This window comes from Blastopirellula marina, assembly GCF_002967715.1.
GTDB lineage: Bacteria > Planctomycetota > Planctomycetia > Pirellulales > Pirellulaceae > Bremerella > Bremerella marina_B.
Genome location: NZ_PUIA01000085.1, coordinates 142248 through 155935, shown reverse-complemented (window position 1 = coordinate 155935; position 13688 = coordinate 142248). Strand labels below are relative to the sequence as shown.

The following is a 13688-nucleotide window of genomic DNA, read 5'->3' as shown; positions in this document are numbered from 1 at the left end:
CTGAATGTGACCATGGTAATTGAACAATTCACGAAGCGATTCTTCTCTGGTCTGTCGGCGATCCTGTACGCTGTGGTAATGGTAACGTGCGTCTGGGCAGCGGAAGGGGACGAGAGAGTCGCGTCGATCCAGCCTCTTTCGCAGCAGTCAGACTTCTTCGGTGCTCAGCAGGGGGCGCTGGCCTATCGATGTGTTTCCGCCGAAGCATTGCAAGGCAAAGTCCTTTGGCAGTACGCCGCCGGGGCGAGAACCCTGGCTCGCGGCGAAGACACACTGCAGTTGGCCGCCGGTAGACCTGGTGTGTTCGAGTTGCCCATCGAGTTTCCACCGGTTCGCGAGGGAGTTGTCTTGGCAACGCGGATGGTGATCACGATCGTCGATGGAAACAACGAGCCGCTTGCCACGTACGAACAGCCCATTTGGCTCTTTCCCGAAGACCCCTATACCGATCGTCGTGAGTGGCTCGCCGGGCTCGATATTCATCTTTACGATCCAGAAGATGCGACTGCCAAATGCTTCGAGGAAGCGAAGATTCCTTACACGCGGATCACCAACTCTAACGTGTTGACTGATTTTGAAGGGGGGCTGCTGATTGTTGGTAGCCGTACGTCCCTGCGTAAGAATCGAGGTCTGACCGATAACCTGATGAAGCTGGCCCAGCGTGGCGTGCGTGTTGTTTGCATCGCGCCGGTTGACGGAGAGTTTCCTTGGCCGACGCGCGAGGAGTATCCAGAACTCGTAGCGGTACAGTTCTCATCGAAGCAGGCCATCGGTGACCTTGATAAGCGTCTGAACCCAGACTTTGATTCGCTGGCCGATCCGCCACAGTCGGTCAATCGGGTGACATTGGAATCGCATCGAGGACAACTTCGGGTTCATCTTGCGGAAGCCTCGGATGGTTGGCCTTGGTGGGAAGTACGCTTCAACAACGACGGGACATGCATACTTTGCTGTTTCGATTTGATTCAACATTGGGACAGCAGCCCAACGCCACGCTTCTTGCTGGCTCGGCTGTTGGAAAAACTAACTTCAGAAACTGACTCTTCTCCTACGGAGCAATAACACGATGCAAAAGTTCTTATTTGGAATGACGCTGGCCCTGCTTGTCGCTTGTTCGGCCGGTACGCTGAAAGCTCAGGACGCGGTCTATCCCACCGCCATCTTCCCGTTTCAGGAACGTGGCGCGGATGTGAAAGGGCTCGGTGCCCAGGTTTCTGACCTACTGTTTGCCAGCCTGGTTGTTGATCCCACCATGTACCTGGTCGATCGTGAAGACATGGCTAAGATCTTGCAGGAACAAGAGCTCAGCGTGTCTGGGCTGGTCAATCCCTCGGAAGCCGTGCAAGTGGGACAGCTAACCGGTGCCAAGTTGATTCTGACCGGCAGTGTGATTCAGGCAGGCGACAAGCTGGTGCTGGTGGCCAAGATTATCGGCACCGAAACGAGTCGCGTTGCCGGCGCGAGCATCAAGGGGCAGGTCGATCAAGATATCGACGAACTGGCCGAAGCGCTTTCCGCCGAAATCGTGAAAGAGATTGGCAAGAACTCCGAGCAATTGGTCCCCAAGGTTGTTCCTCAGAGCGAACGTATCGCGGCCCTCAAGGAAAAGATCGGCGAAGCGAAGCTGCCTGTGGTCAGTGTTTCGATTGAAGAGCGACACGTGGGACGCGCCACGATCGATCCGGCTGCAGAAACCGAAATGACTCTCTACCTGCAAGAGCTTGGGTTTGAAGTGGTCGATGCCAAGGACGGAGCGAAGGGTGCGGCCGAAATCAAGATCGTCGGCGAAGGCTTCAGTGAGTTCACTGCCCGAGCAGGCAACCTGGCCCCGGTGAAGGCTCGCGTCGAAATCAAAGCACTCGATGCGAAGACCGGCAAGGTGATCGCTATCGATCGACAGACATCGGTGGCCGTTGATCTCAACGAGCAGATCGCTGGTAAGTCGGCACTGCAATCGGCAGCGGCCACGATCGCCGAACGGATGATTCCGAAACTGGTGAAGACCGCGGATAAAAAGTAGGGAAAAAGAAGTAAAACATCTGACCCTCATCCAGTGACGAACAAAGGGGTAAGCTTGAAGAAGCTTACCCCTCGTCGTTTTCAGCTACTTGCAGAAGTTCCGTTAGAGATCCCATGCTGTTAACTTATCGCTTCGTTCTTTGGGCTGTTCTGGTTCTTGCTCCCTCGGTGACACTTGCCCAACAGCCGCGGTGTGCGCTGATCGATATCGATCAATCCGCGTTGGGAGGCCTGTTGGAAGCAGAGCTATTGGCATTGCCGAATACGCAGTGGGTGGAACGCACCGAGATTCAGAAACTACTTAATGAGCAGCGGTTGCAATCGATCGTCGGTGCCCAGTCAGGCAATGACCGACGTTCGATCGGCGGCGTGTTGAAAGCGGATGTGCTGGTCCTTCTGCGGACAATCGAAGAGGATCAAAAGAAGTACGCCGAGATCGTGATCGCGGAAACCAATCAAGGAATTCGCCTGGTACGTCAGAAGATGCTACTGGGAAAAGATCCGGCCAACGATGCCGAGGTGCTGGTCAAACTGGCCAGCGATGGCATTGCCAAATCACAAGGGGCGATACCGCATATTTTTGCCGTGCCTCCTTTTGTCAGTGACGACCTGACCTATGAATACGACTATTTGCGATCGACCTACGCCAAGCTTCTCGAGCGAACGCTGCTTGACTTGCCTGGGGTGGTGGTCGTGGAACTGGACGAAGCGAAAGCGATTACCAACGAATACAATCTCGCTGCCGACGGTGCCAACGTCGAGCGTAAGCTGCCCACCTACGTGCTAGGGGAATACCGCAACGAGGGAAGGGGAGACGATCGCCGCGTACGGTTGAGCTTGAAGGCTCAGCAAGGGGCAAAGGTCGTTCACGATAAAAATGAAACGATTGAACCTGAAGCGGTGTCCGGCGTGCTGCTGAAATATGCCCAAGAACTGGCGTCGTCGCAGGGTATCCAGACCGCTTCGATTGACCCACAGCAGGAAGTAAAGCTGCTCAACGAGCGGGCCAACTTGTTCATGCGGTTGGCCAACTGGGATGAAGCACAGGCACTGGTCGAAGCCAGTTTGCTGCTGGAGCCGGACCAACCTGAGATGCACAGTCAGGCGGTTACCATTGTGGAAAACCGCCTGAAAGAGTTCCCTTTTCAGTCGGTCGAGCATATTGAGAACAGTGCTCGGCTGAAGTATCACGCGTTGCAGCATATTCAAGTGTTGGTCAACCACTCTCATTACAGCCTGGCTGCTCGGCATATGAGGGTGTTTGATAAGTCGTCGATCAACGAATTACGCGTCTTTGTTCAACCCGACTCCGTTGCCCAGAGGCTTGTGCAGAACAGCCATGCGTATCAAGACTTGCGTACGACAATCGCGATGCAGTTGGTTCATGGATTAGCGGAAGCCAAGGCCTGGTCGCCAAGCTCGGAACTGCTGCACATGATTGTTCGAGATTGGAAGCCGCAGGATCGCTACGCGGAGATCAAGAATATCCTGCTGAAGTATCAGCAACTGGCCAGCGATGAAAACTTTGCTCGTATCTACATCCTGGCCAGGGAACAACCCAAGCGAATTCGTAGCCTGGAAGGAAGGGCGTTTCTGCAGGAGCTGATCGATTCACCAGAAGCTCTTCCGCACGTTCGTCAGGCGGCAGAGTCGCTGCGAAAGGAAATTCAGCCTGAGCCCCCGGTTGCGGTTGTCAATCGCAGCAATGCCGACGCATCCGTGAACGATAACTTGACCTTTCGCCGGATCGAATTCGATGGGTTGAAAACGATCTACGGTTGCGAGTCGCTGGGGGGAGATTGGGACCTGGTAAGCGCGGACAATGCATACTATCTCTACTCGCAGGCCAGTGGACTACGAAAGATAGCCGATCGACCGCGAAATGCTGGCGGTCGATTTCACTACGATGGAAAGTTTGTCTGGGCTTCGGTCTTGAATGACGAAGGGGGCCTGGAATTGGCCGTCTTCGAACCGCAAACGGGGAAACGGCATGACTTTTCTCAAGCCGATGGCTTGCCGCTGCTTTCGCCGAAAGAAGTACCCGATGCGTCTGCCGAGACGTTCGGGATTGTGGTCGCCCCAGTGAGCATTGGGAGGGCGATCGTCGTGGGTTACGTGGGGAGAACCTGGTTCGCGGATGTTACCTTCAGTGCGGACGGCGATCACCAGGTTAAAATCTTCCACGAGGCGAAGGAAACGCTGCCTCAGGAAAGAAATAGTGTCGAAGCTGATAATCTCAATATTCGATTTGGCCCGCACGAGATGTTGCCCATGGTACGCAAGGAGAACGGAAAGGTCGTCGAGCGAGGCTTCTTCTTAACGCGTTTTAGCATGAGCCAGGTGCTGTCGAGTCATCCACTGCTCATCAATCCCGACGATCTAACGATTCGAGTGCTGGATCCCTCGTGGAGTGAATTCAGCGGAGGATGGGTGATCGACGGAGAACTTTATCGCGAGAGAATGATTGCCCGTCGAAATAAGGGGCAGGGGCTTTACCGGCGAGGCTTGGGAGACGAACAAAAGACCTTGGTCCTTTCTGAATATGAAGAAGGAAACTTCTGTTACGACGAGGGAACGAAGATACTTCATCTGGCCGGCAGAGAGTGGCGTCAAGCCGATTTAAGCACCGGCCAACTGACTTCGCTGGGGCCTGTTCCTTGGGAGTACCGAAATCGCTGGTCTTTTTCTGATCCGGGGCCACCGACACGAACCGAGGACGGAACTTATAGCCTGAGTCGATTGAATTACACCCGTAATTATGGGCTGATCGCGATGTGCTCGCCTAAGACGCGAGGGAAGAGACTGTGTCTTCAAGTGTTGTTCGATGGATCGGGCCAATCCTTTAAAGAGGTAGCCGGTATCCAGGAAGTGAACGAGAAGCGGCCTGATGCGCAGGATGAATTTCGTCCGCTGCCGATTACCGGGCGCGAAAAACTTGGGGGCCCAGGCGAGCGTATCGCCGACGTGGCCTATTCGCCGGATGGAAAGTACGTGGTGACCGTGGCCGAACAATCTAACCGGTCAGTGCGCGTGTGGCAGGCCGAAAGTGGTGCGATCATCGCGAGCCTGTTGGACGATCCGAAAGGGATGAACAGCGTTGCGTTCAGTCCCGCAGGCAAGTACTTCGCCACTGGCGGTAACGATGGTCGTGTCATTCTGTGGGACGCCAGGTCATTGCGTCCGCTTCAGCAATGGACCGATCTGAAGGGCGTGGTCACCGACCTGGTATTTTCAAACGATGCAACGCGTCTGGCCGCGACGAATAAAGACGCCGCGGCATGTGTTTGGGAACTTGAAAGCGGTAAGAAGGCATTCGATTTTTTGGGCTGCAGCAGTTCACGCGGTTTCGGGAAGCTTGCCTTTACGCCGGATGATGAAATGCTTTTGGCGATTCAAGCTCAAGCGAGTGTCCAGGCTTATGATGCCAAGCAAGGTACGGACCTGGGAATGATGGAAACATTTGAATGGGTCGCTGGCTTTCTGCCAGATGGATCACTGCTTGGGGTCGGCAAAGAGATCGACAACGACCTGGTTCGGCGTCAGCCGGATGGCACCACCCAAGTCGTGTGGCCGCGTTTCTCAGGCGGTCCGATTGCTATCAGCAAAAATGGCCGCTTCCTGGCGACTTTCTATCCGTCTGCCGTGGCCGATGAAAATCGCGATCTGTTCTTCGACCGCCTCGAAATATGGGACACCAGCGCGAAAAAGCTTGTCTATGCCGAAGAAGGTTTACGCGATCCCAGACTGGCCTTCTCGCCTGACGGTACGAAACTAATTGTGAGAGATCCGAAAGGGGTGGCCAAACAGATTGAGCTCGTTGCGGTGGCTAAAGGCAAAAAACAAAACGGAGAAATGCCTGCCGCTGGTGCCGGCGAATTGCTGACGCCGATGCGAACCTGGACCGATAAGTCAGGCCAATTTCACATCGACGCAGCATTGGTCAAGTGGGACGCGAAGTCGGCTGTTCTAAGAACTTCCGAGGGCAATCAGTTGACGATTCCCTTGTCGGTGCTATCGGAAGCCGACTTGCGTTTCCTCAAAGAGCTTGCCCAGCGCAACTAGCTGGGATCTTCCAGGATGCTCCACAGACGGTATCCTCCGCTGATGTTGCGGGCATTCATGCCATGTTGAAGCAGAAGACGCGTGGCCAGATAGCCGCGTTGGCCTACCTGGCAGTAGGTTGCTATGGATTTATCGGCCGGAACTTCCTGGATTCGATCACGTAGTTCTTCGATCGGAATGTTTACCGCTCCGGGGATGTGCCCTTTGGCATATTCGCCTGTGGTGCGGACATCCAGGATAAACAGACCTGCGGAAGATTCATCGGCGAGCGTGCTTGCATGGATAATCGGCTGGTCGCCGCGCAAAACTCCGGAAGCGATGAAGCCAGCCATGTTGACCGGATCCTTCGCGTGGCCATACTGCGGAGCGTAGCAAAGTTCCGCTTCTTCCAGATCGTACACGGTCATACCGGCTTGGATCGCCATCGCGATCACATCCATTCGCTTGTCCACGCCGCTAGTTCCGGCGGCTTGTGCCCCGAGGATCTTTCCGTCGTCCGGCGAGAACAACAGCTTCATCAGCATTTGCTTTGCGCCAGGGAAGTAGCCAGCGTGATCGGTTGGGTGGAGGTAAATTTTTTCGTACGAGATTCCCTTGGCACGCAGAACCTTTTCACTCATGCCGGTCATGGCCGCGGTCTGACCGAACATGCCAACGACCGCCGTTCCTTGCGTGCCGCGGTATTGCGAGTCGCGTTGGAAGATACGATCGGCGGCGATGCGACCTTGGCGATTCGCTGGGCCTGCCAACGGAATCTGGATGGGATCGCCGGTGATCGAACATTTTGTTTCCACGACATCCCCTACCGCGTAGATGTCGGGAATGTTGGTCTCCATTTGACTCGTGACACGAATCCCACCCCGTGGGCCGCACTCGATGCCAGCCTCTGCGGCCAGCTTGCTATCGGGACGAACGCCGATGCACAGGACGACAAAGTCGGCCGGGATGACGGAAGAGTCATTCATCGTGACGTTGATCTTGTCTTGATCAGACTCGAACTTCGCTGCGGAAGCCCCTAGCCGCAGGTCGATCCCTTCGGCGATGAGATGCCGTTGCAGCGGAAGAATCATTTCCTGATCCCAAGGGGGCAGAATTTGATTGGCTAGTTCGACAATGGTCGTCTTGATGCCACGACGAATGAGGTTTTCGGCGACTTCGATACCAATGAAACCGGCACCGACGATAACGGCCTGGGTGGCTCCATTGATGGCCAGATCCCGCATGCGATCGGCATCATTCAGGTCACGCAGGCTGACGATTCGCTCGTTGTCGATCCCTGGCAGCGGGGGACGGAAAGGGGAGGCACCGGTGGCGATGATTAGACTGTCATAGCTTTCGGTGTACTCTTTGCCCGATTCCAATTCCTTAACGGTAACGGCTTTCGCTTGCGGATCGATCTTGGTCACTTCGCTTCGGACGCGGACATCCAGTTTCAATCGTTCGCGGAGCAGTTGAATCGGCGCGACGAGCAGTTTGTCGCGCGATTCAATTTCGCCACCTACGTAATAGGGAAGACCACAATTGGCGAAGGACGGATGTGCACCCCGTTCGATAACAACGATCTCGGCTTCTTCGCTCAGACGTCGCGCACGAGCGGCTGCCGAAGCACCCCCGGCAACACCGCCAACGATGACGATCTTCATTTGGTGTTCCTCTTAAATATTTGTCGAGCCGACAAGCAGGTATTTTCTGTCGACCAATAGGTTGTTAATCGCCCAGCGGAATGTAGGTGTAGCCATCCGACTGCAAGTTGACGTTTGTCGTTAACGCCGATACGGCCGTATCGACAAAGACAGCTACGTCGTCGGGAGTCTTGCCTTTTCCATGAAGTGATTGACCACAAACGTACATCTGCACCCCAGCGTGGTGAAGATCCCGCAAGAGGGCGAGGTTCGGGTTTCCTTCGGTTTGGTAGGTACTTTTATAAGCATCGTCATTCAGCACGGCCAGAGTAGCGCCGCCATGAAAGACCAAAGCGATTTCGACCGTCGCAGACTCTTTACCCCCGCCGGCGTACAAGTTGACGAAGCGAGCAACCTTTTCAATGGCGGGATTTAATACGTTTGGTTCCGACGACTGCGTAACATCGACGGCAATTTTGGTGCCCGAGCGAGGCTGATGGGCTGCACCAGGCAGGCTAATGACGCCGCCGTGGTTTTTGATTTTGGGGAAACTTTTGACGCCTGGTTCTGCTGGCTTTTGACCTGGCACGGCGTGGTTCTTGGCGGCTTCGGCAAAGCCTCTGGCAACGAAACCGGAAACCACTTTGGCGTGGGCCTTGATGAGGGTCGCTACGTAAGGGTCGTCGGATGTTTCAGTGACTTTGACCCCTTTCGGCGTGTCCTCATGCTGCATCTTGATCTTCTTGGTGTGCTGGAAGATTTCGGCGAACAAAGGATCTCGCATGCGAATGGGGGAGGGCTTTTCGACACGCACCGTCATTTGTTCGACGTGAGTCTTGATGTGCGCCGCGACACTGGGATCGTCCGACTCGGTAAGAGTTTCCACACCGTTGTCGAGCTCTTTGACCGTACGCCGAATTTTCTCGTGGTTTTCCAGCAGGTAATGAAAGACCTCCATGTCGACCGCATGCTGATCATCGTGACCATGACCGGGACCTTGGCCACGACCCGGACCTTGGCCTTGACCCTGCCCCGGACCTGGGCCTTGGCCAGGACCCTGACCCTGACCTTGACCAGGGCCGCGTCCCATACGACCGCGACCAAATCCTTGGGCATCGACCGAGGCACACCAGACTGCGGAAAGTAATAGAACAAGAAGGAAGCGAGACAATATGCCGTTCATGGGAGGCGTCCTAAGTGTGGAGGGAGTGATCTGTGATGGTTGCGAAAAAGTTGGGAACCATGGAGGTTTCTAAACACGACCTTTCAACATGCCGTGCCAGTATAAAGCCGGCAGGCCGAATTTCTTCAGCAGGAACATGCTGAATCGCTCTTGGGCTTGATCGAAGGGAAACGTTTCGGCCGGGCGTCCTTCGTAGTTGAACTCGGCCAGGACCAGACTATCGTAACCTGTCACTACAGGGCACGACGTATATCCGTCGTACTGCGCGACCGGTGGACGATCGTGAATCACGGACAGCAGGTTGTCGACCAGCACTGGGGCCTGCTTGCGGATGGCTGCCCCAGTCTTGGAGGTCGGCAAGCTAGAGGCATCGCCGAGCGAGAAGACGTTGGAGAACCGGTTATGACGCAGGGTGTACTTGTCGACATCAACCCAGCCACCTTCGCCTGCCAATTCGCTATGGGCGACAAAGTCTGGTGCGCCCATCGGCGGTGTCACGTGAATCATGTCATACTTGATAACGATTTCTTCGTCGGTGTCCATGTGCCGATAGATGGCTTCCTTGCTTTCAGGCCGTAGCTCGGTCAGATTGTGACGGAAGCGGGTATCCACCCCTTTACGGGCAGCTACTTCCTCCAGCACCTCGCGGTATTCTTCCACGGCGAACAGTCGTGGTCCTGCCGAGGTGAATATCACGTTGACTTTGTCTCTGACGCCTGATCGACGGAAGTGATCCTCGGCCAGGTAGCAGATCTTCTGGGGGGCACCGCCACATTTGACGGCTCCGGCTGGCTGCGTGAAGAGGGCCGTCCCCTCTTTGAGTTCACGAATGAACTTCCAAGTGCTGGCAACCGTGTTGATTGAATAGTTGCTGCAAACTCCGTCCTTGCCGACCGATTCTTTGAGTCCTTTGACTTTATCCCAATTGACCTGGATACCTGGGGCGACAATCAAGTAATCATAGGTAAGTGTTTGGCCGTCGCGCGTGGTCAGTTGATTGTCGTTCGGCTGGAATGTCGCGACGGCATCCTTGATCCACTTCACCCCTCGTGGAATGACACTTGCTTCTTCCCGCCCGGATACTTCGGGGCGAAAGATGCCACCACCGACCAGGGTCCAAAGCGGCTGGTAGTAGTGCTTATCGGAAGGTTCGACGAGGGCGATATCGAGCGACGGATCGGCGTTTCGCAAACGTGCAGCCACCGTGATGCCTGCGGTTCCCCCGCCAACAATAACAATCTGATGATGGGTCATGACAGGTGCTCCTAATTCTTGACATCGGGGGAGGTGGAGGGATGGTTCTTATCGAGCAAATTGCCAAAGCACTTCCCGAATTGAACTGCAAAGGCCAATGCACGCTGCGTATTGGAATCGCGTGAGGCGCTGAGCAGTCCCATTAGCCCCATGCGTTCAGGCACCGGATGTTCGCAGCTTCCTTGGCGACAAGACGATAAGGCCGAGCCCATCAGGCTCACCGTTTCGACGGAATGCTGACTGAGGACATCCGACTTGAGTAAGTAACCCAGCCGGTCGAGTTCTTCACGTCGGATTTGGCCACCCAGGTAGAGTGCCGCACGAAGCCCGTTGCGGACACTCTGCTCCAGTTCGACGCCATCCGCTTTCAACTCGGCGGCCCATTCATCGAAGACATCGGTCGCTACGGCTATCAGGTTCGGCAAATCGTCCGACATCTCTGCTGCTTTCTCCAGTTGCGGAAGGTGATCGACCAACACGTTCAATGCCTGGAGGTTCTCGGGGTCGGTCGCCTTCTTGAAAAGCAGAAGCAATTGGGTAGCACGTTGCTCGAGGTCGATGTTTTGATCAGCGGCCTGGCGAGCGACGGCGTCGAACAAGTCCGTTGCGATGGCAACAAGATTGGGTACGTCTTGGGCCATCGCAAGCAGATTGTCCAGCACTTCTGCATGGTCTAGCAGGCGATGCAACATCTCTTGCGTGCGAGGGTCGTTCAACCGCTCTGCCAGAGATTGAGAACGTGCCTGGGTCGTCGTATTGATCATGGGTCACCTTACAATTCTAGGAGGAGTGATACGGGCCTTCCGCCAATCACTTGGATGCAACGGCCTCGGGGTGAACCACCGAGTAACCTTTGCCTGTCCAGGCCGTGTAGCCCCCCTCAAGGTTGATCACGTCCTTGCGACCGGCAGCCTGGAGCACGCTGACACCAACGGACGAGCGAGCACCGCTTCGGCAGTTGATCACCACTTTTTGACCCTGTGGGATCGTGTCGAGCGTTTCAGGCAACTTGCCAAGGAAGTGATGCTGGGCATGAGGGATATGGCCAGCGTTCCACTCTTGTTCACTTCGCACGTCGACCAGTGCGACCGATTGATCGGCCAGCAGTTCGGATAGCTCGGTTGCGGTGACCGTTTCGTAGCTTTCGGTCAGGACGTTTGCCTGGGCGAGTTCGTCTCGCTCGAAATAGCCACTGATGTCTTCGGCTCCGATACTGAAAAGAACGTGCAGGGCCTCTTCGATTTGCTCCGAGGAGCCAATCAAGCTGGTTGGACGATCGTAGTCGATCAGCCAACCTCCCCAGGTGCTCAGCATGCCGAAGGGGATGTTAATCGTTCCCGGGGCGTGTCCCTGGGCGAAGGTCTTCGAGGCGACCAGATCGACCACGGTGCCTTGCTCGATAGCTGCGGAAAGCTGGCTGGCCGAAAGTTTTTTGGTCGTTGCCTTTTCGCCAATCACCTTGGGGCCTTCCTTGTTGACTCGCTTCATCACGGCGAAGTACGGAGGCACTTCCGGTTGATCGGCCAGGATGTATTCAACGAACGCTTCTTCATCGTTGAACTGCAGGCCTGGGTTGAACCGCTTCTCGTAACCAACGGTCGACGATGGAACGGCACCGAGTCCCTTTCCACAGGCACTTCCGGCACCATGGGCTGGCCAAACTTGCAGGTACTCAGGCAGTTGCTTGAACTTCTCGAGCGAATGGAAAAGATCGACGGCACCTGCTCTCGCGGTGTTCATGATCTTGGCGGCCTGCTCCAACAGGTCGGGGCGACCGACCGCGTTCACAAACACGAAGTCGCCGGTGAAGATTCCCATCGGCTCTTGGGCTCCACCCCCTTGGTCAGTCAGCATAAAGGAAATGCTTTCTGGCGTATGGCCAGGTGTGTGCAGCACGTCGAAACGAATGTTTCCGATCATGAAGTGATCGCCATCGTGCAGCAACTGATGCGAGTATTGGTGAGCGTATTCGTACTTCCACTCCTTCGGACCTTCGTCCGAAACATAGAGCGTGGCACCCACGCGATCGGCTAGTTCGCGTGCACCGGAGACGTAGTCGGCGTGGATGTGGGTTTCGGCGACACCGGTGATCTTGACCCCTTCTCGCTGGGCGGCATCCAGGTACTTTTGGATGTCGCGGCCTGGGTCGACAATCACGGCCACTCCGCCGCGTTGGCATCCCACCATGTAAGAAGCATGAGCCAAGGACTTGTCGTAAAAGTATTTCAGTAACATGGTAAGGGTCCTTAATGTTATAGGAGTGTTGACTTGGCGATCACAAATATGGCGACCAGTGCGACCGCAATCGCAAAGATCTTTTGGAGCGTGGGGCCTTTCAGTTTTCGAGCGAGCAGGCTCCCAAGGGTCATGCCTGCGAACCCGCCGATCAAGAACTGAATGGTCAGACCCCAGTTGAAATCATTGCCACTAAAAAGGTGCGAAGTAAACCCGCTCAGGCTGATCAGCACGATGACAAACAGCGACGTAGCGATTGCGCTATGAATGGCCATGCCGCTGAAAAGCACCAGGGCTGGAACAATCACGAATCCACCTCCGACACCGAACATCCCCGATAGCAGGCCGGTGGCGATACCCACCAAAACCAGCAGCCGAGCACACTTGGAAGTGAGGATCAGTTTTCCGTCTTCATCTCGCTGACAACTGGCACGGTCGGAATCTCTTTCGCAGTTGGCCGTCGGTACGGCGACCGCCGGGTTCTTGGCTTTCTGCCACATGCGATAGGCGACCACGAACATCAGCAGTGCAAACAGGATGAGCAAAACGTTTCCGGGGACAAATTTGGAAAGGTAAGCTCCCACCGGCGCGCCCAACATGCCCGAGATCGCAAATAGCAGGCCCGTTCTCAGTTCGATTTCATTTCGCAGCAATCGAGGAAGTGCTCCGGAAATCGCCGTGCCGCCGACGGCAGCCAAAGAGATGCCTACAGCTTCTCGCGGCTCGACCCCCAATCCGAAGACGAGCAGAGGAACGGCGAACACGCCTCCTCCACCGCCGGTCAGCCCTAGGGCAAAACCGACTACTGCTCCGAACAGGACTGCGAGCACGATCGTCATGGCTACACCAATGTTCGCCTTTTGCAGAAGGGCTACGTGAACCAGGATACAATGGGTCGTAATGTCGCAATGCGACGAGGTAATAGCTTAAAAAAAGGTATGGGTATCATTCATTCTTTGTGCTGCCGGGAAGGAAGCGTCCTTCGATGCACGCCATCAATTGCTGAAGGTGAGGCTCGGCAACCTGGTAGTACACGAATCGTCCTTCTCGTTCGCTTTGCAAAAAGCCGCATCGCTGCAGCAGCCGCAAATGTTCGGACGTCACGTTGTCTGGCGTTTCGCAATCTTTGGCGATCTCGCCGACGGTGTAGCGCCCATGAAGCAGCAATTGGACAATTCTGAGTCGGACCGGGTGAGCCAGCGTGCGAAGGCATTCCGCCGCGTCGGTGAAGTGCTCTACGCTTCCCAAGGGCTTGCCGGATTGTTGATTCATCGGTTCCATTTCATTCCTCTCTTAATCTAATATATCGCCAG

Annotated in this window: 10 protein-coding genes; 3 read left to right on the top strand and 7 right to left on the bottom strand. The window is 55.4% G+C overall.

The genetic code is table 11. The annotated features are described in order from the left end of the window. Positions 1–12: 12 nt before the first annotated feature. The 3 genes from C5Y96_RS25565 (at position 13) to C5Y96_RS25555 (ending at position 6081) form a co-directional block, all read left to right on the top strand. The gene (locus C5Y96_RS25565) at positions 13–1062 is read left to right on the top strand and encodes a hypothetical protein (protein ID WP_105359330.1); all 1050 of its coding nucleotides are present in this window, start codon (positions 13–15) and stop codon (positions 1060–1062) included. Positions 1063–1066: 4 nt separating this feature from the next. Further along, a complete protein-coding gene (locus tag C5Y96_RS25560; protein WP_105359328.1) occupies positions 1067–2020 on the top strand; it encodes a CsgG/HfaB family protein in 954 nt (317 codons plus the stop codon). Positions 2021–2133: 113 nt separating this feature from the next. Then, positions 2134–6081, top strand: coding sequence for an SHD1 domain-containing protein (locus C5Y96_RS25555; protein ID WP_105359325.1), 3948 nt, complete (start codon positions 2134–2136; stop codon positions 6079–6081). Here the strand turns inward: C5Y96_RS25555 and C5Y96_RS25550 are convergent. The 7 genes from C5Y96_RS25550 to C5Y96_RS25520 form a co-directional block, all read right to left on the bottom strand. Beyond that, the gene (locus C5Y96_RS25550) at positions 6078–7724 is read right to left on the bottom strand and encodes an FAD-dependent oxidoreductase (RefSeq protein WP_105359323.1); all 1647 of its coding nucleotides are present in this window, start codon (positions 7722–7724) and stop codon (positions 6078–6080) included. The genes C5Y96_RS25555 and C5Y96_RS25550 overlap by 4 nt on opposite strands. A gap of 64 nt (positions 7725–7788) precedes the next feature. After that, the gene (locus C5Y96_RS25545; protein ID WP_105359318.1) at positions 7789–8886 is read right to left on the bottom strand and encodes a DsrE family protein; all 1098 of its coding nucleotides are present in this window, start codon (positions 8884–8886) and stop codon (positions 7789–7791) included. Positions 8887–8955: 69 nt separating this feature from the next. Next, positions 8956–10140, bottom strand: a complete 1185-nt coding sequence (locus tag C5Y96_RS25540; protein WP_105359317.1) for an FAD/NAD(P)-binding oxidoreductase — start codon at positions 10138–10140, stop codon at positions 8956–8958. 11 nt (positions 10141–10151) lie between these two features. Then, positions 10152–10904 (bottom strand): DUF1641 domain-containing protein, encoded by a 753-nt coding sequence (locus C5Y96_RS25535; protein ID WP_105359316.1) that lies wholly within the window; start codon positions 10902–10904, stop codon positions 10152–10154. A gap of 46 nt (positions 10905–10950) precedes the next feature. Continuing rightward, positions 10951–12375: an MBL fold metallo-hydrolase gene (locus C5Y96_RS25530; RefSeq protein WP_105359315.1), complete on the bottom strand. Its 1425-nt coding sequence runs from the start codon at positions 12373–12375 to the stop codon at positions 10951–10953. 17 nt (positions 12376–12392) lie between these two features. Then, complete coding sequence (locus C5Y96_RS25525; protein ID WP_105359314.1) at positions 12393–13214, bottom strand: sulfite exporter TauE/SafE family protein; 822 nt, start codon at positions 13212–13214, stop codon at positions 12393–12395. Positions 13215–13320: 106 nt separating this feature from the next. Continuing rightward, complete coding sequence (locus tag C5Y96_RS25520) at positions 13321–13647, bottom strand: ArsR/SmtB family transcription factor (protein ID WP_233199130.1); 327 nt, start codon at positions 13645–13647, stop codon at positions 13321–13323. Positions 13648–13688 lie beyond the last annotated feature (41 nt).